Origin of the sequence: Aeromonas sp. s2, assembly GCF_040907935.1 — a bacterium.
Taxonomy (GTDB): domain Bacteria; phylum Pseudomonadota; class Gammaproteobacteria; order Enterobacterales; family Aeromonadaceae; genus Aeromonas; species Aeromonas dhakensis.
The window spans coordinates 11,901-34,268 of the sequence record NZ_JBFOCR010000009.1 but is presented as its reverse complement, the minus strand read 5'-3'; the positions used below and the strand labels follow the sequence as shown (position 1 = coordinate 34,268).

The 22,368-nt window shown below is 63.9% G+C and carries 17 protein-coding genes; 8 read left to right on the top strand and 9 right to left on the bottom strand.

The genetic code is table 11. From position 1 onward, the window contains the following. Positions 1-2: 2 nt before the first annotated feature. The 7 genes from ispG (at position 3) to AB5Y81_RS05080 (ending at position 6,561) form a co-directional block, all read left to right on the top strand. On the top strand, positions 3-1,118 hold the full coding sequence (ispG, locus tag AB5Y81_RS05110) for a flavodoxin-dependent (E)-4-hydroxy-3-methylbut-2-enyl-diphosphate synthase (protein ID WP_010634291.1): 1,116 nt from the start codon (positions 3-5) through the stop codon (positions 1,116-1,118). A gap of 138 nt (positions 1,119-1,256) precedes the next feature. Continuing rightward, positions 1,257-2,534, top strand: a complete 1,278-nt coding sequence (gene hisS, locus AB5Y81_RS05105) for a histidine--tRNA ligase (RefSeq protein WP_279484492.1) — start codon at positions 1,257-1,259, stop codon at positions 2,532-2,534. A gap of 3 nt (positions 2,535-2,537) precedes the next feature. Further along, positions 2,538-3,188 (top strand): tetratricopeptide repeat protein, encoded by a 651-nt coding sequence (locus AB5Y81_RS05100; RefSeq protein ID WP_279484491.1) that lies wholly within the window; start codon positions 2,538-2,540, stop codon positions 3,186-3,188. Then, complete coding sequence (gene bamB, locus AB5Y81_RS05095) at positions 3,181-4,365, top strand: outer membrane protein assembly factor BamB (protein ID WP_010634288.1); 1,185 nt, start codon at positions 3,181-3,183, stop codon at positions 4,363-4,365. Before AB5Y81_RS05100 ends, bamB begins: the two co-directional genes overlap by 8 nt. 74 nt (positions 4,366-4,439) lie before the next feature. Beyond that, a complete protein-coding gene (gene der / locus AB5Y81_RS05090; protein WP_201988564.1) occupies positions 4,440-5,939 on the top strand; it encodes a ribosome biogenesis GTPase Der in 1,500 nt (499 codons plus the stop codon). Positions 5,940-6,048: 109 nt separating this feature from the next. Next, positions 6,049-6,282, top strand: coding sequence for a zinc ribbon domain-containing protein (locus AB5Y81_RS05085; RefSeq protein WP_010634287.1), 234 nt, complete (start codon positions 6,049-6,051; stop codon positions 6,280-6,282). A 90-nt stretch (positions 6,283-6,372) separates the two neighbouring features. After that, positions 6,373-6,561 (top strand): hypothetical protein, encoded by a 189-nt coding sequence (locus AB5Y81_RS05080; protein WP_326492475.1) that lies wholly within the window; start codon positions 6,373-6,375, stop codon positions 6,559-6,561. 77 nt (positions 6,562-6,638) lie between these two features. Here AB5Y81_RS05080 and mltF read toward each other — a convergent pair whose 3' ends face one another. Continuing rightward, positions 6,639-8,129 carry a membrane-bound lytic murein transglycosylase MltF gene (gene mltF, locus AB5Y81_RS05075; protein WP_043170957.1) on the bottom strand — a complete coding sequence of 497 codons (1,491 nt, stop codon included), beginning with the start codon at positions 8,127-8,129 and terminating at the stop codon, positions 6,639-6,641. Positions 8,130-8,278: 149 nt separating this feature from the next. Between mltF and purL the strand changes: the two genes are divergently transcribed. Further along, positions 8,279-12,184, top strand: a complete 3,906-nt coding sequence (purL, locus tag AB5Y81_RS05070) for a phosphoribosylformylglycinamidine synthase (protein WP_279484490.1) — start codon at positions 8,279-8,281, stop codon at positions 12,182-12,184. Between the two features lie 58 nt (positions 12,185-12,242). On the opposite strand, the gene AB5Y81_RS05065 is transcribed toward purL, so the two are convergent. The 8 genes from AB5Y81_RS05065 to nuoJ form a co-directional block, all read right to left on the bottom strand. Then, positions 12,243-13,769 (bottom strand): HD domain-containing phosphohydrolase, encoded by a 1,527-nt coding sequence (locus tag AB5Y81_RS05065; protein ID WP_279484489.1) that lies wholly within the window; start codon positions 13,767-13,769, stop codon positions 12,243-12,245. A 16-nt stretch (positions 13,770-13,785) separates the two neighbouring features. Beyond that, complete coding sequence (locus tag AB5Y81_RS05060; RefSeq protein ID WP_024941381.1) at positions 13,786-15,219, bottom strand: HD domain-containing phosphohydrolase; 1,434 nt, start codon at positions 15,217-15,219, stop codon at positions 13,786-13,788. Then, the gene (locus AB5Y81_RS05055; RefSeq protein WP_043170961.1) at positions 15,216-16,346 is read right to left on the bottom strand and encodes an FIST signal transduction protein; all 1,131 of its coding nucleotides are present in this window, start codon (positions 16,344-16,346) and stop codon (positions 15,216-15,218) included. Before AB5Y81_RS05055 ends, AB5Y81_RS05060 begins: the two co-directional genes overlap by 4 nt. A 190-nt stretch (positions 16,347-16,536) precedes the next feature. Further along, the gene (nuoN, locus tag AB5Y81_RS05050) at positions 16,537-18,000 is read right to left on the bottom strand and encodes an NADH-quinone oxidoreductase subunit NuoN (RefSeq protein ID WP_010634280.1); all 1,464 of its coding nucleotides are present in this window, start codon (positions 17,998-18,000) and stop codon (positions 16,537-16,539) included. Between the two features lie 61 nt (positions 18,001-18,061). Next, a complete protein-coding gene (gene nuoM / locus AB5Y81_RS05045) occupies positions 18,062-19,582 on the bottom strand; it encodes an NADH-quinone oxidoreductase subunit M (protein WP_026458937.1) in 1,521 nt (506 codons plus the stop codon). Between the two features lie 78 nt (positions 19,583-19,660). Further along, on the bottom strand, positions 19,661-21,508 hold the full coding sequence (gene nuoL, locus AB5Y81_RS05040) for an NADH-quinone oxidoreductase subunit L (RefSeq protein WP_042050902.1): 1,848 nt from the start codon (positions 21,506-21,508) through the stop codon (positions 19,661-19,663). Continuing rightward, entirely contained in the window at positions 21,505-21,813 is a 309-nt protein-coding gene (gene nuoK, locus AB5Y81_RS05035) for an NADH-quinone oxidoreductase subunit NuoK (protein ID WP_005299823.1), read from the bottom strand. The genes nuoL and nuoK overlap by 4 nt, the downstream gene beginning before the upstream one ends. Continuing rightward, positions 21,810-22,361, bottom strand: coding sequence for an NADH-quinone oxidoreductase subunit J (nuoJ, locus tag AB5Y81_RS05030; RefSeq protein WP_017765895.1), 552 nt, complete (start codon positions 22,359-22,361; stop codon positions 21,810-21,812). Before nuoJ ends, nuoK begins: the two co-directional genes overlap by 4 nt. Between the last annotated feature and the right edge of the window lie 7 nt (positions 22,362-22,368).

The window sequence follows — 22,368 nt, the reverse complement described above, 5'->3', positions numbered from 1 at the left end:
CCATGTCCGCTCACGAATCTCCCATCATTCGTCGTAAATCCAGGCAGATCATGGTCGGCAACGTACCGGTCGGGGGCGATGCCCCCATCACGGTACAGACCATGACCAACACCAAGACCACGGACGTGGCCGCCACCGTCGAGCAGATCCAGCGGATCGAGCGGGTCGGTGCCGACATCGTCCGGGTCTCCGTCCCCACCATGGAGGCGGCGGAAGCATTCAAGCTCATCAAGCAGCAGACCCGCATCCCCATCGTGGCCGACATCCACTTCGACTACCGCATCGCCCTCAAAGTGGCCGAATACGGCGCCGATTGCCTGCGCATCAACCCGGGCAATATCGGCAACGAGGAGCGGGTCCGCGCCGTGGTGGACTGTGCCCGCCACTACAACATCCCGATCCGCATCGGCGTCAACGGCGGCTCGCTGGAGCGGGACATCCAGGAAAAATATGGCGAACCCACCCCCGAGGCGCTGCTCGAGTCAGCCATGCGCCACGTGGATTATCTGGATCGCCTGAACTTCGACAACTTCAAGGTGAGCGTCAAGGCCTCCGACGTCTTCCTGGCGGTCGGCGCCTATCGCCTGCTGGCCAAGCAGATCGAACAGCCGCTGCATCTGGGCATCACAGAGGCGGGCGGTTTTCGCGCCGGCGCGGTGAAGTCTGCCATCGGTCTTGGCATGCTGCTGAGTGAAGGCATCGGTGACACCCTGCGCATCTCGCTGGCGGCCGATCCGGTGGAAGAGATCAAGGTGGGCTTTGATATCCTCAAGTCCCTGCGCATCCGTTCCCGCGGCATCAACTTCATCGCCTGTCCCTCCTGCTCCCGCCAGGAGTTCGACGTCATCGGCACCGTCAATGCGCTGGAAGAGCGGCTCGAAGACATCATCACTCCGATGGATGTCTCCATCATCGGCTGCGTGGTGAACGGTCCGGGGGAGGCGCTGGTCTCCGATCTGGGCCTTGCCGGCGCGGCCAACAAGAGCGCCTTCTACGAGGGTGGTCAGCGGGTCGACCGGCTCGACAACAAGGATCTCATTCCGACCCTGGAGCGCCGCATTCGCGCCCGGGCCGCCATGCTGGATCCGGCCAACCAGATCCAGGTGGACGAGGGTTGAGCAACCAAGGGCCACTCAGGGTGGCCCTGTCTTTAGGTTGCTGATTTTACATCCCGCATTGGAATACCCTGATTTTACCTCGGGGTCGAAAATCCCTATAATGCGGCCAAATTTTACCTCTTTTTCTCGAGTATCAACGTGGCAAAACAGATCCAAGCTATTCGCGGTATGAATGATTGCCTGCCGGAGCAGAGCCCGGTATGGCAGAAAGTAGAACAGATCCTGCGCCAGGTCGTGGCCAGCTATGGCTACAGCGAAGTGCGCATGCCGATTGTCGAGCAGACCCATCTGTTCAAGCGCGCCATCGGTGAAGTGACCGACGTGGTCGAAAAAGAGATGTACACCTTTGAAGACCGCAACGGCGACAGCCTGAGCCTGCGTCCGGAAGGGACCGCCAGCTGCGTGCGTGCCGGTATCGAGCACGGTCTGCTTTACAACCAGGAACGCCGGATGTGGTACATGGGCCCCATGTTCCGTCACGAGCGCCCCCAGAAGGGCCGTTATCGCCAGTTCCACCAGTTCGGGGTCGAGTTGTTTGGCATCAACGGGCCGGACATCGATGCCGAGCTCATCATGCTGACCCACCGTCTGTGGCGTCTGTTCGGCATCAGCGAACACGTGACCCTGCAGCTCAATACCCTCGGTCAGATTGCCGAGCGTGCCGCCTATCGCGATGCGCTGGTCGCCTACCTGGAGCAGTACAAGAGCGAGCTGGACGAAGAGAGCCAGCGTCGCATGTACAGCAACCCGTTGCGGGTGCTCGACTCCAAGGACGAGAAGGTACAAGCCATCCTGGTGGGCGCGCCGCGTCTGTTCGATCACCTGGGCGAAGAGAGCCTGGCCCACTTCGAGGGGCTCAAGCGCCTGCTCGAGTCTGCCGGCATCAAGTACGAGGTAAACGAGCGTCTGGTGCGCGGCCTCGACTACTACAACCTCACCGTGTTCGAGTGGGTCACCAACAGCCTGGGTGCCCAGGGCACCGTCTGTGCCGGTGGCCGCTACGACGGTCTGGTGGAGCAGCTGGGCGGTCAGCCGACCCCGGCGGTGGGCTTTGCCATGGGCATGGAGCGTCTGGTGCTGATGCTGGAAACCCTCGAACTCAATGCCGACATCCGCCCGGCGGTGGATGTCTATCTCTGCATGGTGGGTGAGGGCACTGAACAGGCCGGTTTCCAGCTGGCCGAGCGGCTGCGTGATGCCCTGCCTGATTTGCGCCTGATGAGCCACTGCGGCGGCGGCAACTTCAAGAAACAACTCAAGCGTGCCGACAAGAGCGGCGCGGCCATTGCCCTGATCCTTGGCGAGACCGAGGTACAAAACGGGGAGATCACCATCAAATATCTGCGTGGCCAGGCCGAGCAACAGACCGTCACGGTCGACGCCGCCATTGCCCTGCTGGCAGCGAAAGGAGAGTAAGCTGTGGAAGTTTATACCACCGAAGAACAACAGGTTGAGGTCATCAAGAACTGGTGGAAAGAGAACGGAACCTCGGTGATCGCAGGAACTGTTATCGGTCTGGTTGGACTCTTTGGCTGGCGCTACTACAACGAGCATCAGCAGACCACCCAGGAAGCCGCCTCCCTGGCTTACAACGAGATGAGCGCCCAGCTGGCCAAGGGTGACGCGGCCGGCTTCGAGCAGGCACAAAGCTTCATCAGCGCCCACAAGGGCGACTCCTACGCCGAGCTGGCGGCGCTGCAACTGGCGGCGGCCGCGGTCAAGGCGGACAAGCTGGATCTGGCGGCCGAGCAGCTGACCCAGGTTGCCACCAGCGGTGACGAGAGCATTCGTCCCATCGCTGCTTTGCGTCTGGCCCGGGTGCTGAACGATCAGGGCAAGGCCGATGAAGCGCTGGCCCAGCTTGGCAAGATCAACAACGACGCCTTCAAGGCCCAGGTGGCCGAAGTGCGCGGCGACATCCTGCAAAAGCAGGGCAAGAGCGAAGAGGCTCGCGATGCCTATCAGGCGGCGGCCGATGCCGGCGGTCTGCAGAGCAGCGCCGAGCTCAAGCTGAAGATGGACGATCTGGCGTTGCCAGCGGTGACCACGGGTGAGGCTCCGGATGCGTAATCTGTTCAAGATGGTGGCGTTGGGGGCTGCGGTCTCCTTCGCCCTGCAGGGTTGCTCCCTGTTCAGTTCGGAAGAGGATCTCAACCCCATGGCTCCGCTGCCCAAGGTCGAGTCCGCGTTCACCGCCGATACCGCCTGGTCCTCCTCGGTGGGTGACGGCATCGGTGACTTCTACTCCCAGCTCAAGCCGGTGGTGGAAGAGGAGCGCATCTATGCGGCGGCCCGCGACGGTGACGTCACCGCCTTTGACCGCGAAAGCGGCAAGGAGCTGTGGAGCGTCGATCTGGCGGATCTGCCAATCAACGCCGACAAGCGCAGCGCCCGCCTCTCCGGTGGCCTGGTTTCCCGCTACGGCAAGCTGTTCCTGGGCTCCGAGAACGGGGTGGTCTACGCCCTGAACGAAGAGAACGGGGAAGTGCTGTGGCAGACCACGGTACCGGGTGAAGTGGTGGCGAGCCCCGCCGTCGAGGATGGCCGGGTGGTGGTACTGACCACCTCGGGTCGCCTGGTGGCGCTTGATACCGACGAGGGCAAGCTGCAGTGGACCCTGGCGGAAGAGCAGCCGCCGCTGACCCTGCGCAGCGCCGGTGCCCCCATCATCACCAACGGCGCCGTGCTGTACGGCCGCGCCGATGGCAAGGTGGGCATCGCCCTGCTGAGCAACGGCCAGCCGGTGCGCCAGTCCAAGGTGGCCGACCCGCGCGGCGCCACCGAGCTCGACCGCATGGTGGACGTGGATGCCACGCCGCTCATCGCCGGCGATGAGCTCTATGCCATCGCGTATAATGGCCAGTTGATGGCGCGCAAGCTGATGAGCGGTGACGAAGTGTGGAAGCGCAAGTATTCCGGCTACCGCGACATGGCGGTGACCGGCAATGCCATCGTGCTGACCGACAGCCGCAGCCATCTGTTTGCGGTCGACCGTCGCAACGGTCTCGAGCTGTGGTCCAACACCCAGCTGGAAAACCGCACCGTGACCGCCCCCGTCATCATGGGTGACTATGTGGTGGTCGGCGATGTGGAAGGTTACCTGTATTGGCTGGATCGGACCGACGGGTCCATCAAGGCCATGCAGCAGCTCGACAGCAGTGGTCTGTACGCCGCCCCCTTGGTGGACGGTGACACCCTGTATGTGCAGAGCCGTGGCGGCAAGCTGTACGCTGTCAAGCGTCCCTGATCGCCCGATAATGTGAATATCCGGCTCCTGGTCTTCGGACCCGGAGCCTTTGTCGTCTTGAGAATGAGGCTTTTATGACTCCTGTAGTAGCCCTGGTGGGCCGCCCCAACGTGGGGAAATCCACCCTGTTTAACCGCCTGACCCGTACCCGGGACGCCCTGGTGGCCGACTTCCCCGGTCTGACCCGGGACCGCAAATATGGCCAGGCGAAGCTGGGCGAGCTGGAATTTATCGTGGTGGATACCGGTGGTATCGACGGCACCGAAGAGGGGATCGAGCTGAAGATGGCCGAGCAGTCCCTGCTGGCCATCGAAGAGGCCGATGTGGTGCTGTTCATGGTGGATGCCCGTGCCGGTCTGACCGCGGCGGATCAGGCCATCGCCGAGCACCTGCGCAAGACCCACAAGAAGGTGTTTCTGGTGGCCAACAAGACCGACGGCATCGACGGTGACTCCGCCGTCTCCGAGTTCTACGGTCTGGCCCTGGGCGAGGTCTACCAGATGGCGGCCGCCCACGGTCGTGGCGTACTGAGCTTGCTCGAGCTGGCGCTGGCCCCCCATCTGGAGACCCTGGTCGAAGCCGCCGGCGAAGAAGACGAGCTGGATGAAGAAGAGGAAGACTTCGACGAAGAGGCCCTGCTGCGCATGGTGGCCGCCGGTGAACTCGACACCAAGGAAGACACCAAGGAGACCCCGTTCGCCGACTTGCCCATCAAGTTCGCCATCGTCGGTCGTCCCAACGTTGGCAAGTCGACCCTGACCAACCGCATGCTGGGTGAAGATCGGGTCATCGTCTATGACATGCCGGGCACCACCCGCGACTCCGTCTACATCCCGATGGAGCGCGACGAGCAGAAGTACGTCATCATCGACACCGCCGGCGTGCGTCGTCGCGGCAAGGTGCACGAGACGGTGGAGAAGTTCTCCGTCATCAAGACCCTCAAGGCGATTGAAGATGCCAACGTCTGCCTGCTGGTGATCGACGCCCAGGAGACCATCACCGATCAGGATCTCAGCATCCTCGGTTTCGTGCTCAACACCGGCCGCTCCGTGGTGCTGGTAGTGAACAAGTGGGACGGTCTGGATCAGAAGGTGAAAGAGGACGTCAAGAACGAGCTCGATCGTCGTCTGGGCTTCATCGACTTCGCCCGCGTGCACTTCATCTCCGCCCTGCACGGCAGCGGCGTCGGCCACCTGTTCGAATCCATCCAGGAGGCCTACCAGTCCGCCACCCGCCGTACCAGCACCGCCATGCTGACCCGCATCATGCAGATGGCGCAGGAAGACCACCAGCCGCCCATGGTGAACGGTCGCCGGGTCAAGCTGAAGTACGCCCACGCCGGTGGCTACAACCCGCCGCGCATCGTGATCCACGGCAACCAGCTCAACGACCTGCCGGACTCCTACAAGCGCTACCTCATCAACTACTTCCGCAAGTCGTTGAAAATCATGGGGACGCCGGTTCGAGTCGAGTTCCAGGAGTCGGTCAACCCGTTCGAGGGCAAGAAGAACACCCTGACCCTGAGCCAGGAGCGCCAGCGCAAGCGCCTGCTCAAGGCCAAAGCCAAGAAATAAGGTCCAGCGGCTGCCCTCACCGGCAGCCGTTTTTCTAGTGGTCTATTGAAGGGGAGGGGAATGTGCAGTGGGGCCGCCCAGTGCACATTCACTTTGCAAGGAGCCAACCATGAGTCAACTTGTCTGCCCTGCCTGCCAGGGCGAGCTGGACAGCCGCAGCCGTGAGACCACCTGTGGTCAGTGCCAGGCCCGTTACCAGATCCGGGCGCTCTGCCCGACCTGCCGGCAGGAGCTGGAGCGGCTCAAGGCCTGCGGCGCGGTGGATTACTTCTGCAACCACTGCAACAGCCTGGTGTCGAAGCGGGCAGTGCTCTTCGAGGTGAGCCCGCTGACGGAAAATTGAGGCAATAAAAAACCCGGCTAATGCCGGGTTTATGCTGTGTGCTCTGCTATCAGCAAGGTGAAGGAGCGGTTTCGGCGCCATATCTTGCGTTTGATCTCGTTGAGCTTGAGCTTGCGTCTGGGGCTCCAGCCGCACCTTGTCTTCTTGACCAGTGTCGTTCTTCTGCGAGCTCGCATCTTGGTCTCCTCCCATGGGGTGGCCATCCCGGCCTTGGGTGATGATGGGAGCCTATCTGAACGTGCTGTCATCCGAGTGCAAGTGGATGAAATGGCGCGATAAAAACAGATTCGGATAGGCTCCGGTGTGGTCGGATGGTAACAGAGAAACCACCCGAAAAACAAACCTGTCAACAGGGATCAGCGCAGGGTGATCTGCTTGACCACTTCGGCAATGACGGTGGGACGTTCGGCGCTGGTCGGCTCGCTGCTGTCATCCTCATCCAGCTCTTCGCGGCGATGGGCTTTCTGCTGCTCGTTGTCGAGCCAGAGCAGGCTCTGGTAGTACTGGCGCACGTTGTTGACGTAGTTGCGCGCCTCGCCGCCACGGGCATAGCCGTAGCGCACCTTGCGATGCCAGCGCGACTGCTGCAGCAGCGGCAGTACCTCTTTCACGTCGCTCCAGGCGTCCGGGTTCTTGCCGAGCTCCTTGGTCAGGCGGCGGGCATCCATCATGTGGCCGTAGCCGATGTTGTAGGCGGTGAGGGCAAACCACACCTTCTCGTCATCGGGCACCGAGGCGGGCACCTTTGCCATCATCTGCTCGAGATAACGGGCGCCCCCCTTGATGCTCTCCTCCGGGTGCAGCCGGTTGTTGACCCCCATCGCCTTGGCGGTGGGCTCGGTCAGCATCATCATGCCACGCACCCCTGTGTAGGAACGGGCCTCCGGATCCCAGTGGGACTCCTGATAGCTGATGGCGGCCAGCAGGCGCCAGTCCACCAGCTTGGCGTGGGTCTTGAACAGATCCTGGTACTTGGGCAGCAGACTCTTGGCCCGCTGCAGGAAGGTGCGGGTGTCGACGAAGTCGAAATTCTGCACGTGGCCGAAGTACTTCTCGTCGAGCTTGGCGATGGCGCCATCCATGAAGCGCTGGCCGAAGAAGTCGATGATGCTGGCGTAGAGGCTGTCGTCCGGCAGCTTGGTCATGGCCCAGGCCACGGTCTGGTTCTTGGCGAGCGTCATCCCCTCGGTGAGCTCGGGGTAGTAGCGCTGGGTACGGGCCAGCACGGTATCCTGCACCACCGTGTAGTCAATCTTGCCGTCGGCCACCTGTTTGAGCAGCTCCTCCACGTCGGCATCCCGGTTGGTGCTCCACTTGAGGTTGGGGTGCTGCTTGGCCAGCTCCTTGAGCAGATCCTCCCCGGTGGAGCCGGCAGGCACCACTATGTTGCCCTTGAGATCGCCGATGTCCTTGGGCTTGGGGGAGCCGTTGCGATAGACCAGCTTGGGCGAGACCTGGTAGAAGCCGGGGCCGAAGCGAAACAGCTGGCGCCGCTCCGGGGTGATGACGATGGCGGCCGCGGCCAGATCGAGCTTGCCCTTCTTGAGCAGATCCACCAGCTCGGCGGTGGAGTAGACAGGCACTATGGTCAGCTTGACCCCCAGCCAGTCGGCATAGCTTCTCGCCAGCTCGTAATCGAACCCCTGGGCGGTGTCGTCACGCTGGTAATAAGAGGTGGGGCCGTAGATGGTGCCAACCCGGATCTCGCCCCGCTGGCGGATCTGCTCCAGCTGGCTGGAGGGGGTGTAGAAGTCGCAACCGACCAGGGTCAGCAGCAACATCAGCCCGATAAACAGTCGAAAAATGCAGCGCAAGTAGGTGAGTACCCTTGTTGAAAAAATCGGCATTTGTCAAAAAAGAGGCACCTTTATACCAGAGAGTGTGGACCGAGTCACACTTGGCAAAACAAGAAAAACGTTTGTCCGCCGTCGGCCTGATCCCTATAATACGCGCGTCTCAATTCCCCCCCACTTCAACACTTGGTGAGAAAGGTCATATGGATATCTTGCGTGGTGCCCCCGCACTGTCTGAGTTTCGTGTCCAAAAACTGCTGCAACGCTTCGCGCAGATGAAACAGGAGAGAGGAGTAGAGATAGAGGATGTCTATGCCGAATATGTGCACTTCGCCGAGCTCTCGAGCCCGCTGTCGCCCCCGGAGCGAGCGACCTTGGGCCAGCTCCTGCGCTACGGCCCGACAATCCCCGAACACACCCCCAGCGGTCAGCTGTTTCTCGTTACCCCCCGCCCCGGCACTATCTCCCCCTGGTCTTCCAAAGCAACCGACATCGCCCACAACTGCGGCCTGACCCAGGTCAAGCGGCTCGAGCGCGGCATCGCCTACTACGTGCAGGCCAAGGGTGAGCTGAGCGCCGCCCAGCGCGCCGACGTGGCCGCCGTGCTGCACGACCGCATGATGGAGACGGTGTTTGGCGAGATGAACGAGGCCGCCGCCCTGTTTGCCCATCAGGAGCCGCGCCCCTTCACCCAGGTGGATGTGCTGGCCGGTGGCCGCGCCGCCCTGGCCGAGGCCAACGTGGCACTGGGTCTGGCGCTGGCCGACGACGAAATCGACTATCTGGTGGAGAACTTCACCCGGCTGGGTCGCAATCCCAACGACATCGAGCTCTACATGTTTGCCCAGGCAAACTCCGAGCACTGCCGCCACAAGATCTTCAACGCCGACTGGACCATCGACGGTGAGCAGCAGCCCAAGTCGCTGTTCAAGATGATCAAGAACACCTTCGAGCAGACGCCGGATCATGTCCTGTCTGCCTATAAAGACAACGCCGCCGTGATGGAAGGGAGCCAGGGTGGCCGCTTCTTCCCGAGCCCCGCCAACGGCGAATACCAGTACCACCAAGAGCAGGTCGACATCCTGATGAAGGTGGAGACCCACAACCACCCGACCGCCATCTCCCCCTTCCCGGGCGCCGCTACCGGCTCCGGCGGCGAAATCCGCGACGAGGGTGCGACAGGCCGTGGCGCCAAGCCCAAGGCGGGCCTGGTGGGCTTCTCCGTCTCCAACCTGCGCATCCCCGGTTTCGAACAGCCCTGGGAGCAGGATTTCGGCAAGCCGAGCCGCATCGTCAGCGCCTTTGACATCATGCAGGAGGGGCCGCTTGGCGGCGCCGCCTTCAACAACGAGTTCGGCCGTCCGGCCATTCTCGGTTACTTCCGTACCTTCGAAGAGGAGGTGCCGAGCCACAACGGCGTCGAGGTGCGTGGCTACCACAAACCCATCATGCTGGCGGGCGGCATCGGCAACATCCGCAGCGAACACGTCCAGAAAGGGGAGATCCCGGTCGGGGCGGCCCTTATCGTGTTGGGTGGCCCGGCCATGAACATCGGTCTGGGCGGCGGCGCTGCATCCTCCATGGCCTCCGGTCAGTCGGCGGAAGATCTCGACTTTGCCTCGGTGCAGCGTGACAACCCCGAGATGGAGCGCCGCTGCCAGGAGGTGATCGATCGCTGCTGGCAGCTGGGGGACGACAACCCCATCGTCTTCATTCACGACGTGGGGGCCGGTGGCCTCTCCAACGCCATGCCGGAGCTGGTGAGCGACGGCGATCGCGGTGGTCGTTTCGACCTGCGCGCCATTCCGAACGACGAGCCGGGCATGAGCCCGCTGGAGATCTGGTGCAACGAATCCCAGGAGCGTTACGTACTGGCGGTGGCCAAAGAGAAGCTGCCGCTGTTCAAGGCGCTGTGCGAGCGTGAGCGTGCACCCTATGCCGTCATCGGCAGCGCCACCGAAGAGAAACACCTGACCCTCTCCGACCAGCACTTTGACAATCACCCCATCGATCTGCCGCTGGACGTGCTGCTGGGCAAGACCCCCAAGATGCACCGCGACGTAGCGAGCCTGCCCGCCCAGGGCAAGGCACTGCAACTGGATGGCATCACCCTCGGCGACGCCGCCGAGCGGGTATTGCGTCTGCCCACCGTGGCGGAGAAATCCTTCCTCATCACCATCGGCGATCGCAGCGTGACCGGTCTGGTCAACCGCGACCAGATGGTCGGCCCCTGGCAGATCCCGGTGGCCGACTGCGCCGTCACCGCCGCCACCTACGACAGCTACCACGGTGAAGCCATGTCCATGGGCGAGCGCACCCCGGTGGCGCTGCTCTCCCACGCCGCTTCCGCCCGTATGGCGGTGGCCGAGGCCCTGACCAACCTGGCGCCGGCCCACATCGGGTCGCTCAAGCGGGTCAAGCTCTCCGCCAACTGGATGGCCGCAGCCGGTCACCCGGGGGAAGATGCCGGTCTCTACGAGGCGGTCAAGGCGGTGGGCGAGGAGCTCTGCCCGGCCCTTGGCATCACCATTCCGGTGGGCAAGGACTCCATGTCCATGAAGACTCGCTGGCAGCAGGATGGCAAGGAGCAAAGCGTCACCTCACCGCTCTCCCTGCTCATCTCCGCCTTTGCCCGGGTGGAGGACGTGCGCAACACCGTGACCCCGCAACTGCGCAGCGATCTTGGTGAAACCGACCTGATCCTCATCGACCTTGGCAACGGCAAGCAGCGCCTCGGCGCCTCCGCCCTGGCCCAGGTCTATCGCCAGCTGGGTGACAAGGCGCCGGATCTGGACAACCCGGTTCAGCTCAAGGGCTTCTTCAACGCCATTCAGGCGCTGGTGGCCGATCGCAAGCTGATCGCCTATCACGACCGCTCCGACGGCGGCCTCTTCGTCACCCTGGTGGAGATGGCCTTCGCCGGTCACTGTGGCCTCGACCTGCAACTGGATCGCATCGGCGGCGACCTGCTGCCTGCGCTGTTCAACGAAGAGCTGGGCGCCGTCATCCAGGTGCGTCGTGAGGACAAGGAGGCGGTGATGACCCTGCTGGCCGGTCACGGTCTGGCGGCCTGCTCCCACGTGCTCGGCACGGTGCGCGAGGGGGATCTCATCACCCTGCAGCGGGCCGGTCAGGAGGTCTATCGCGCCAGCCGCACTGCCCTGCGCACCATCTGGGGCGAGACCAGCTGGCAGATGCAGCGCCTGCGCGACAACCCCGAGTGCGCGGATCAGGAGCATGCCGCCCGTCAGGACGCAGCCGATCCGGGTCTGCAGGCCAGGCTCAGCTACAACCCGGCCGAGGACGTGGCGGCACCCTACATTGCCCGCGGGGTCTCTCCCCGTCTGGCGGTGCTGCGCGAGCAGGGGGTCAACTCCCACGTGGAGATGGCGGCGGCGTTTGACCGTGCCGGCTTCACCGCCGTCGACGTGCATATGAGCGACATCCTCGAAGGCCGTATCAAGCTGGAGCAGTTCCAGACCCTGGTGGCCTGTGGCGGCTTCTCCTACGGCGACGTGCTGGGGGCGGGCGAAGGCTGGGCCAAGTCCATCCTGTTCAACGAGGGGGCCCGCGAGCAGTTCCAGCGCTTCTTCGAGCGCGGCGATACGCTCTCTCTGGGGGTGTGCAACGGCTGCCAGATGATGTCCAACCTGCGCGAGCTGATCCCGGGCGCCGATCTGTGGCCGCGCTTCGTGCGCAACCGCTCCGAGCGCTTCGAGGCCCGCTTCAGCCTGGTGGAAGTGCAGGACTCCCCGTCCGCCTTCTTCGCCGGCATGGCAGGCTCCATGATGCCGATCGCCGTCTCCCACGGGGAAGGGCGGGTAGAGGTGCGCGATGCCGCCCACCTGGCGTCGTTGCAAGCCAGCGGCCTGGTGGGGCTGCGTTTCGTGGACAACCGTGGTCAGGTGACCGAGCAGTATCCTGCCAACCCGAACGGCTCGCCGAACGGTATCACCGCCGTGACCACCACCGACGGACGCGCCACCATCATGATGCCGCATCCGGAGCGGGTGTTCCGCACCGTGGCCAACTCCTGGCGCCCGGACAACTGGGGCGAGGATGGCGCCTGGATGCGGATGTTCCGCAATGCCCGGGTTCGTCTGGGCTAAGTCTGCGACGCAAACAAAAACCGGCCCTTGTGGCCGGTTTTTTATGGCGACCTTCCCGCTAGGGGCGGCCGTGACCCAGTTCGTGGGGGATGAAGTCACCGCGATCGAGAATGCGCAGGCAGGCGTCCACGACGGCTTCATCCAGTCGGGTGCCGCGCAGCTGGATGATATGGGCCCTGGCCTGGGGAATGCCGAGGGCGGCGCGGTAGGGGCGGTCGGAGGACATGGACTCCACTATGTCGGCCACCGTGAGGATGCGGGCCTCCAGCAGGATCTGCTCGCCCTTGAGCCCGGCAGGGTAGCCGGAGCCGTCGATGTACTCGTGGTGCTGGTGGATCATCTGGGCGATGGGCCAGGGCAGGGCGATGTCCTTGAGCACCTGATAACCGGCGCCCGGGTGCTCCTTGACCAGGTTGAACTCCTGCGGGGTCAGCCGCCCCGGCTTGGTGAGGATGTCGACCGGTACCTGGATCTTGCCGATGTCGTGCACCATGGCCCCCAGATAGAGCCCTCGCAATCGCTTGTCGTCCAGCTTCAGCTCGCGACCGATGGCCAGCGCCAGGGTGGCGACGTGCTTCTGGTGGCCGGCGGTGTAGGGATCGCGCTGCTCCAGCACGGCGGCAATGGCACCGAGGGCATCTTCCAGCGCCAGCTCCAGCTGACGGGCATGCAGCACCTTGTCGCGCTGGGCGGTGAGGTAGGCCTGCTGGGTGCTGCGGGCCTGCAGGCCATAGGCAAGGTAGTCCGCCAGCTGGCTGAATAGGTGCACCTCCTCGTCGGTGAAGGGGCGGGCCTGCTCGCTGTGAATGAGCAGGCCGCCGCGCCCGCCGGTGTGCCACTGCAGCGGCAGCAGCAGGCGGGCGCGCAGGGTGGCCGAATGATGTACCAGCTCGCAGGGGAGCGCCTCGTTGCACGGCATCTCTGTGCTGATGGCCTGGTGCAGGGCGGGATCCCGGGTCAGCCACTCGTCGCTGGCAAACCAGGTTGCGTTGCCCGCCTGCGCCAGCACCTGCAGGGTGTGCTGGTCAGGTTTTTCCTGCAGCACGGTGACGAGGGGGAAACGGCCATCGAAGGTGATGGCGTCGCAGATCTCCTGCAGCAGCGTCTGCTCGTCGTCCGGCCTGAGCATGGCGTGATGGGCACGGCCGATGGCCTCCAGGGTCCAGGTGTACTGTTGCAGCCGCTCCTGCTGCTGCTTCTTCTCGGTGATGTCATCGAAGAAGACCCCGACGCCGACCACCTGACCCAGCTCGTCGAACAGGGGAAACTTGGTGGTGCTGAGCCAGCGGGCCTCGCCTCCCTTGAGATAAGGCTCCTCGTGGCGCTGGGTGGTGCCGCTGGCCATGACCCTGAGATCGTCGTCCCGATAGCGCTGGGCCAGCTCGGCCGGGAAGAAGTCGGCATCGCACTTGCCGACCAGTTCGGCCGGGCTGAGAGCGAGATCGTCTGCCAGCAGCCGGTTGCAGGCGATGAAGAGGGAGCGGGTATCCTTGAGCAGCACCCGGTAGGGCAGCTGATCCATCACCTGACCAAGCAGGGCGGCCGTGGACAGCGGGGTAAAGGGCGGTGCGGGTCTTGAACTCATCGTCATCCAGCCTCGGTCAAAGGGGGGCGAAGCGGTAGCCCGCCTGCCAGACGGCGAAGCAGGCGCTGACCACCTGTTCGTCGTAGTGGACACCGGCATAGCGGGTCAGCTCGGCGAAGGCATCGGTGAAGGAGAGGGCCCGCCGAAACGGACGGTGGGCCGTCATGGCCGCCAGGGAGTCGGCCACCCGGATGATGCGCGCCTCCAGGCAGATAGCATCCCCCTGCAATCCCTGCGGATAGCCACTGCCGTCCATGTTCTCATGGTGCTGCTGCACTATGGTGGCGATGGGCCAGGGGAAGTCTATCTGCTGCAGAATTTCACAGCCCGCCTGCGGGTGCAGCTTGATGAGCTCGAACTCCACCTCCCGCAATTCGCGGGGGCGGGTGAGGATCTCCGCCGGGATCTGCAGCAGGCCGATGTTGTGCACCATGGCGGCGAGGCCCAGTCCATCCAGCCGATCCTGCGCGAGTTGCAGATGCTGGCCGATGGCCAGCGCCAGATCGTGCACGCGCCGCTCGTGGCCCGCGGTGCTGGGATCCTTGTGGGCGATGGCGGAGGAGAGCGCCGCTATGGTCTGGAACAGCAGGGTACGTTGCTGCTGCTCGCTCTCCTTGATGTGGGTGATGTCGACCAGCGCGCCTATGATGCCGGCCACCTCGCCCTGATGGTCGTAGAAGAGATCCTTGAAGTTGAGCACCTGATAGCGGCGGCCCTCCCGGTCAAACAGGGTGTGCTCGAAATATTGCGGCTGCCTGCTGCGCAGCACTTCCAGGTCGCGCTGGGTGTATTCGTCGGCCATCTCCGGGGGCAGGAGCTCGTCCACCCGCTTGCCCTGCAGCTCGGCCTTGCTGATGCCGGTGATCTGGGTGAAGGTCGGGTTGCAGCTGATGAAACGCCCCTCGACATCCTTGTAAAACACCGGAATGGGAATTGCCTTGAGCAGGGATTCGTTGAAGCGCTGCATGTCGACCAGCTCCGCCTGCTGGCGCAGCGCCAGCTGCTCGCTGTCCCGGCACAGCTGGATGGCGCGGGCCAGGTTGCCGAGGATGGGGCTGAACAGGTGACAGAGCCGCTCCCCCTGCTGCTCCGCATTGGGGGAGAGCAGCAGCATCAGGTAACCCCCCTCGATCCGCAGCCGGTAGGCAAAGGGGTAGGGGCGTGCAGCGGGCAGCGGCAGCGGGGCGTGCAGGATGCACTGCTCGCCGTCGCCGACCCAGTGGGGCAGCGCGAGCGGCTCCCCCTGATGGCTGACCAGCTGCTCATCCCCAATCGCCTTGATGATCTTGTACTCACCCTGTGGCAACTGCTGCAGCACCAGCCCGACCGGGCAGGCACAGTGAAACAGAAAACGCTGCAGCACCTTGGTCAACAGGGCGTCCAGAGTGACCTCGCGACCGATGCAGAGGGCAAGATCGCAGACGATGGCCATGGCGTGGTCGTTGTTCATCGCCGTCCCTCCCCGTTGCAGAGAATGGCTCCGTTGTGAAACAGCGGATACTCCCCTGGTCGCAGGCTGCCGATCTCGCCAAGGGAGAGGGCGCCCACCAGCTCGTGGGCACCGCTGTGGCTGAAGAGGGTCTTCAGCTCCAGCGTGCTCTGCTCGCCGAAGTGCTGCTGACGGCCGGCGCAGTAGTAGATCTCGAGGCGCTCGGGGGCGCCGTGCCGGCTCAGCTTTTCGGCCAGCTCGATGGCGTGGGCGGTCGGGCTCTGCGGCGCCTTGAGCAGGGTGAGGATGCTGTGATCCGGCACCTCCCCGACGCAGAGCAGAGCCCCCTCGTCGGTGACGGCGACCGGGATGCGCACGATGACGTCGCCGTTGGCCCGCAGCAGCCCGAGCGGCAGGTGGACACCGTACTGGTAGAACTGATCCGGCGTCAGGCGCTGTTGGAACTGTTGCTGGACCAGGGACTGGTAGCGACTGAAGGCCGGCTCCCAGTCGATGAAGGCAATCTTGTTGCCCTCGCTGCTGGTGGCCAGCATGGGCTGGGCGGTGAGCTGATAGCCGTGCTCGAGCAGCGGGTAGCTGTGGTGGGGCAGCAGGGTGCAGCAGACCGCCTGCGCCAGCAATCTGTGGTTGTCGAACAGGCAGGGCATGGGGCGGAACTGGCCGCTGCCGGCATTGACGCCGGCATAATTGACCCTGTCCGCGAGATGCAGATAGATCCCCTCGAGGAGGGAGGCGATGTTGGGGATCATGGCATCAAAGGTCAGAAAGAGGGTCGGTACGCCTGCGGCTTCTGGCCACTGCGCAAGCTGGGGGAGCAGCGCATCGCAAAGGGTGCTGACTTGCAGGTCTGTGCTGGCGGCGGGATCGAGCGGGATGAGCAGGGGGGCGTGGGAAGCCGGGCGCGGCAGCAGCCAGGCACCGTGCTCATGAAAGCCGTGGCGGCTGATGAGGCGGGGAAAGAGTGCGCCGCTGAGCCGAATATCGAGCCGCCGGCACTGCTGCTGCAACTCGGCCACGTGCCCGGCATCCTGCTCGGCCAGCAAGAGATCGAGCCGCTCCCCGCGATAGGGCTGCAGTGCATCGGCCAGTGGCTGCGTATCGAATGAAAGAAAAGCGGGCTGCATCATCCCTCGGAACTCCTTTCCTGCCAATGGCCAATATATCAGCAAGGCGGGCGAGGTGGATACCCGGTCGTGTCCGATAAGCGCTTATAAGCCGTTATAAAGGCAGATAAATTTGAGACAGCTGAGCGGACATCCCGCTCTGGGCAGATAAAAAAACCGGCCACTTGGGCCGGTTTTTTTGGGTGGCGTGAAATCAGCGCAGCACCACGTTCTGGAAGCCCTGCACCAGGCTGATGACCGGCTGGGGATAGAGACCCAGTGCCACCACCAGTGCGGCGGAGAGCAGCACCACCAGACCACCGGAGGTGATGGCCCAGTCCCCCTTGGCGTCGCGCAGCTGCATGCCGGGCTCGCGCAGGTAGAGGGTGACCATGACCCGCAGGTAGTAATAGAGACCCAGTGCACTGCCGAGCACGATGGCGCCGGAGAGCCACCACAGCTTGGCATCGACGGTCACCCCGATCAGGTAGAACTTGCCGATGAAGCCGAGCGTCATGGGGATACCGGCCAGCGAGAGCATCATCACGGTCAGCACGGCGGTCAGGTAGGGGCGACGCCAGAACAGGCCGCGGTAGCTGTGCAGGGAGTCCGCATCCTTGCCGCGATAGGGGCTGGACATCATGCTGATGACGCCGAAGGCCCCCAAGCTGGTGAACAGATACATCAGCAGATAGACGCCGGCCGCTTCCACCGGCATCTGGCCGAGACGGCTCGCCACGATCACCGCCAGCAGGTAGCCGAAGTGGGAGATGGAGGAGTAACCCATCATCCGCTTGATGTTGGTCTGCAGCAGGGCCAGCAGGTTGCCGATGACGATGGAGACCACCGCCATGGCGGCCAGCAGCCAGTGGATCATGGGATCCGCGGCGGCGGGCACCGCCAGGTAGAAACGCAGCAGCACGCAGAACACCGCGATCTTGCTGACGGTGGCGAGGAAGGTGGCCACCGGGGCCGGCGCCCCTTCGTACACGTCCGGGGTCCAGAGGTGGAACGGTGCCAGGGAGAGCTTGAAGGCAAAGCCGACCAGCATCAGACCCAGACCGCCCATCAGCAGCGGGTGGTGGGCCGGGGTGGTGGCCAGGGTCAGCCCCAGATCGCTGAAGCTGAGGCTCCCTGCCTGGGCATAGAGCAGCGCCATGCCGAACAGCAGGAAGGCGGTGGCGGCGGCGGAGAGCACCATGTACTTGATGCTGGCCTCCAGCGAGTGGCGCTCGCGATAGGCGTAGCCCACCAGACCGAACATCGGCAGGGTCAGCATCTCGATCCCGATGAACAGGGAGGCGAGGTGACGGGAGCCGGCCAGCACCAGGCCACCGGCGGTGGCGATCAGCAGCAGCAGGTAGAACTCTTCCCGGTTGTCCGGATAGCCCTTGAGCCAGGAGCGGCCGAAGGTACAGGTCGCCAGGGCGCCGATGAGCACCAGGCCCATGTAGAAGACGGCGTAGCCATCGATCTGCAGCAGCGGGGTGACCCCCTGATCGCCTTGCGCCATCACGATGGGCAGGGAGAAGAGCGCCAGGTTGAGACCGGCGATGGTGACCACGAAGGCGGTGTCATCGCACCGTTTCCAGGCGATGGCCAGCATCAGGGCCACCATGGCCCCGGTTGTCAGCAACAGGGGCAGCAGGGCCAGCAGTTGCGAAGCGGTGAAGGTCATTGCAGTGCTCCTGTAAGGGACAAGGAAGGCAACAGGGCCAGCGGTTTAACAGCGGTCACTCTCATTGCAATGCTCCTGCGAAGGGCAGAGCGTACCAGTGCAGCACGCTCAGCAGGCTGTTGCCCGCGGTGTCGAGCACAGGTTGGGGATAGACACCGAGCAGCACCAAAAGACCGGCGATGGTCATCATCATCACCAGCTCGCGGCTGTCGAGCCCCTTGAGGACGCTCTCGTCCTTGGGGGTACCGAAGCAGGCGCGCTGCAGCATGATGAGGGAGTAGACCGAGGCCAGTACCAGCCCGAAGGTGGCGATGATGGTGAGCACGGGGGCAACCTGGAAGCTGCCGATGAGGATCAGGAACTCGCCGACGAAGTTGCCGGTGCCCGGCATCCCCAGAGAGGCGACCGAGAAGAACAGCATCACGCCGGGCAGGTAGCGCAGACGACCCCACAGCCCGCCCATCAGGCGCAGGTCTCGGGTGTGCAGACGCTCGTAGAGCTGACCGCACAGGATGAAGAGGCCGGCGGCGGAGAGACCGTGGGCGATCATCTGTACCACGGCACCCTGCAGGGCCAGCTCGCTGCCCGAATAGATGGCGATCATCACGAAGCCCATGTGGGAGATGCTGGTGTAGGCCACCAGCCGCTTGATGTCGGTCTGGGCGAACGCCACGATGGCGCCGTAGACGATGCCGATGAGGCCCAGCACCATGGCGTAGGGGGCAAATTCGGCGGATGCCTCGGGGAACAGCGGCAAGGCGAAGCGCAGCAGGCCGTAGGCGGCGGTTTTGAGCAGGATCCCTGCCAAGTCCACGGAACCCGCGGTCGGCGCCTGGCTGTGGGCATCCGGCAGCCAGCCGTGCAGCGGCACCAGCGGCATCTTGACCGCGAAGGCGATGAAGAAGCCCAGCATCAGCAGCCACTGCACACCCTCGCTCATGGGGGTGTTCAACAAGTCCTGATAGTTGAAGGTAAACACGCCGGTGGCGGCATGGTGAGTCAGCACCAGGCCCAGGATGGCGACCAGCATGATGAGGCCGCTGACCTGGGTGTAGATGAAGAACTTGGTGGCGGCGTTGATCCGGGATTTGCCGTCGGTGACCGAGTGGCCCCACAGCGCAATCAGGAAGTACATGGGCACCAGCATCATCTCCCAGAAGAAGAAGAACAGGAACAGGTCCAGCGCCATGAAGACGCCGAGTACGCCACCCAGGATCCACAACAGGTTGAGGTGGAAGAAGCCGATGCGCTGCACGATTTCCTTCCAGGAACAGAGGATGGCCAGCACGCCGATGAAGCAGGTGAGGATCACCATCAGCAGCGACAAGCCATCCACCGCCAGGTGCAGTGAGATGCCAAAGCGGGGGATCCAGGGCAGTTGCAGTTCGGCGGCCCAGACGGGTACGCCGCCCTGGGCTGCCAGGGTGAAGTCACCGCTCCACCAGATGGCGCAGGAGAGCAGCAGGCAGGCGCTCATCGACAGCAGGGCGACCCAGCGTACGAAGTACTCGCCGAATCGCTCGGTCTGCCAACAGAGCAGACCGCCGATGAAGGGTATTAACAAGATCCAGAGTAAGGTCACGATATCAGCTCTCGTCTATGTTCTAGTCACTGTGCAGGCCCGTGGGCTTGCTGCGAGTTCAGGGGCTGCATCACGGGATCAGCCGAGCAGCAGCAGGGCCAGGATCAGGGCGGCGCCCATCCCCATGGAGGCTGCATACCAGCGCAACTTGCCGGAAACGGTCCAGGCCAGCAGCTGGTGGCCGCTCTGGGCCAGCCAGGCCGGCAGGTTCATCATCCAGTCCAGCGGATCCTTGCCGAGCAGGCGGGTCGCCAGCAGATACGGTTTGACCCACAGCTGATCGTAAAGCCAGTCAAAGCCCCAGGCATTGAACCAGAGAGTGCTGAGCAACTTGCCCGGCGCGCTGTTGGCTATGCTGCTGGCCAGGCGGCGCTCACCCAGGAACAGGAAGGCAGCTAGGGCGATACCGGCGATGGCGATGACGGCGGAGGTGATCTCCAACGCGTGGCGCCCCTCTTCGATGTGATCCCCCGGACCCGCCGGCAGTACCCCCGCCAGCGGCGGCACGATCAGGGCGCCGATGCCGGTGGAGAGCACCAGCAGCACCAGCAGCGGCAGCTGGTGGGCCAGACCGTGACCGGCGTGAGCCTCGGTCTTCGCCTCGCCGTGGAAGGCGATGAAAATGAGGCGGAAGGTGTAGAGGGAGGTGAGGAAGGCACCGCCAAGGCCAGCCCACAGCAGGGCGCTCTGGCCGCTGGCCTGCACCTGCCACAGGATGGCGTCTTTACTGTAGAAACCGGCGGTCACCAGCGGCAGCGCGGCCAAGGCCGAGCCCCCTACCAGGAAGCAGGCATAGACCAGCGGCAGGCTCTTGCGCAAGCCCCCCATCTTGAAGATGTTCTGCTCGTGGTGGGTGGCGACGATCACGGCACCGGCGGAGAGGAACAACAGCGCCTTGAAGAAGGCGTGGGTCATCAGGTGGAAGATGGCCCCTTCCCAGGCACCAACGCCGAGGGCCAGGAACATGTAGCCGATCTGGCTCATGGTGGAGTAGGCCAGGATCCGCTTGATGTCGGTTTGCACCAGGGCCGCAAAGCCCGCCAGCACCAGGGTAATGGCCCCGACCAGCGCCACCAGATGCAGGATCTCGGGGGCTAGCAGGAACAGACCGTGGGTGCGGGCGATGAGATAGACACCGGCGGTCACCATGGTGGCCGCGTGGATCAGTGCCGAGACCGGGGTCGGGCCCGCCATGGCATCCGCCAGCCAGGTCTGCAGCGGCAGCTGGGCCGATTTGCCGACGGCGCCGCCGAGCAGCATCAGGCAGGCCAGCGACAGGGCGGGGGAGCCTTCGGCAAACAGGGTGGGGGCACGCACCAGCAGCTCGTGGATGTTGAGGGTGCCGAGCTCGCGATAGAGGATGAACAGGCCGATGGCGAGGAAGACATCGCCGACCCGGGTCACCACGAACGCCTTGAGGGCGGCGGCGCCGTTGTTGCGATCCTTGTAGTAGAAGCCGATCAGCAGGTAGCTGCACAGCCCCACCCCTTCCCAGCCCAGATAGACGAACAGCAGGTCATCGGCCAGCACCAGGAACAGCATGCTGGCGATGAAGAGGTTGGTGTAGGTGAAGAAGCGCGAATAACCCTCTTCCCCACGCATGTACCAGGAGGCGAACAGGTGGATGAAGAAGCCCACCCCGGTCACCACCCCCAGCATGGTCAGCGACAGACCGTCCAGTGCCAGGCGGAAGCTGGGGCTGAAGCTGCCCACCGAGATCCACTGCCACAGGGTCTGGGTATAGACGCCGCCCGCCGGCATGGTGTTGAGAAAATCGATGCCGACCCACAGGGTAGTGAGGGCCGACAACCCTATGCTGCCGACGCCGATGAGCGCCGAGGTGCGCTCGCCGAAACGACCGAGGGAGAAGGCCAGCACCAGCCATCCCAGCAGCGGAAACAGAAAAGTCAGGTATAGGAGGCTCATCCGCGCATCTCGCTCACAGTGTCCACGTTGAGGGTGTGGTAACGACGATAGAGCAGCAGTAACAGGGCGAGGCCGATACTGGCCTCCGCTGCCGCCAGAGAAATCACCAGTATGTACATGATCTGGCCATCAGCCTGGGCCCAGCGGCTGCCAGCCACCACGAATGCCAGTGCCGAGGCGTTCATCATGATCTCGATACTCATGAGGATAAACAGCAAGTTGCGGCGGATCAGCAGGCCGCACAGGCCGATGCAGAAGAGCACGGCGGCGAGCAGCAGTCCGTGCTCCATGGGGATGCCATTCATTGCTGACCTCCTTCTTGTGATGGACGGGCCGGGGTGCGGGGCACCGAGAGTACCTCGCCGCTCTTGTCTTCGCGGCCAAGGTGATAGGCGGTGACCAGACCGGCCAGCAGCAGGATGGAGGCAAGCTCCACCGCCAGCACGTAAGGGCCGAACAGGGCGATGCCGACCGCTTTGGCACTGACGTCGGTCAGACCGAGTTCACCGCCGGTGACCCCGAGAATGCCGTAGGCCAGAAAGCCGAGCAGGATGAGCGAAAGCAGGCCCGGGCCCACCCAGGTGGTGGGAGTGAGCCAGTGCTTCTCCTGATCCTGGGCCGAGCCCAGGTTCAGCATCATCACCACGAACACGAACAGCACCATGATGGCGCCCGCGTAGACGATCACCTGCAGGGCACCCGCGAAGGAGGCGCCCAGGCAGAAGAAGATCATGGCCACGGCGATGAGGGAGATGATGAGATTGAGCAGCGCGTGCATCGGATTGCTGGTGCTGATCACCCGCAGCGTGCTGTAAATGGCGACCAGGGCCGCGGCATAGAATGCCAGTTCCATGATTGAC

Excerpts from the sequence above, each read along its gene's own strand:
- ispG (WP_010634291.1), top strand. The coding sequence starts at position 3 with ATGTCCGCTCACGAATCTCCCATCATTCGTCGTAAATCCAGGCAGATC.
- bamB (WP_010634288.1), top strand. The coding sequence starts at position 3,181 with ATGCGTAATCTGTTCAAGATGGTGGCGTTGGGGGCTGCGGTCTCCTTC.
- der (WP_201988564.1), top strand. The coding sequence starts at position 4,440 with ATGACTCCTGTAGTAGCCCTGGTGGGCCGCCCCAACGTGGGGAAATCC.
- AB5Y81_RS05085 (WP_010634287.1), top strand. The coding sequence starts at position 6,049 with ATGAGTCAACTTGTCTGCCCTGCCTGCCAGGGCGAGCTGGACAGCCGC.
- mltF (WP_043170957.1), bottom strand. The coding sequence starts at position 8,129 with ATGCCGATTTTTTCAACAAGGGTACTCACCTACTTGCGCTGCATTTTT.
- purL (WP_279484490.1), top strand. The coding sequence starts at position 8,279 with ATGGATATCTTGCGTGGTGCCCCCGCACTGTCTGAGTTTCGTGTCCAA.
- AB5Y81_RS05065 (WP_279484489.1), bottom strand. The coding sequence starts at position 13,769 with ATGAGTTCAAGACCCGCACCGCCCTTTACCCCGCTGTCCACGGCCGCC.
- AB5Y81_RS05060 (WP_024941381.1), bottom strand. The coding sequence starts at position 15,219 with ATGAACAACGACCACGCCATGGCCATCGTCTGCGATCTTGCCCTCTGC.
- AB5Y81_RS05055 (WP_043170961.1), bottom strand. The coding sequence starts at position 16,346 with ATGATGCAGCCCGCTTTTCTTTCATTCGATACGCAGCCACTGGCCGAT.
- nuoN (WP_010634280.1), bottom strand. The coding sequence starts at position 18,000 with ATGACCTTCACCGCTTCGCAACTGCTGGCCCTGCTGCCCCTGTTGCTG.
- nuoL (WP_042050902.1), bottom strand. The coding sequence starts at position 21,508 with ATGAGCCTCCTATACCTGACTTTTCTGTTTCCGCTGCTGGGATGGCTG.
- nuoK (WP_005299823.1), bottom strand. The coding sequence starts at position 21,813 with ATGAATGGCATCCCCATGGAGCACGGACTGCTGCTCGCCGCCGTGCTC.
- nuoJ (WP_017765895.1), bottom strand. The coding sequence starts at position 22,361 with ATGGAACTGGCATTCTATGCCGCGGCCCTGGTCGCCATTTACAGCACG.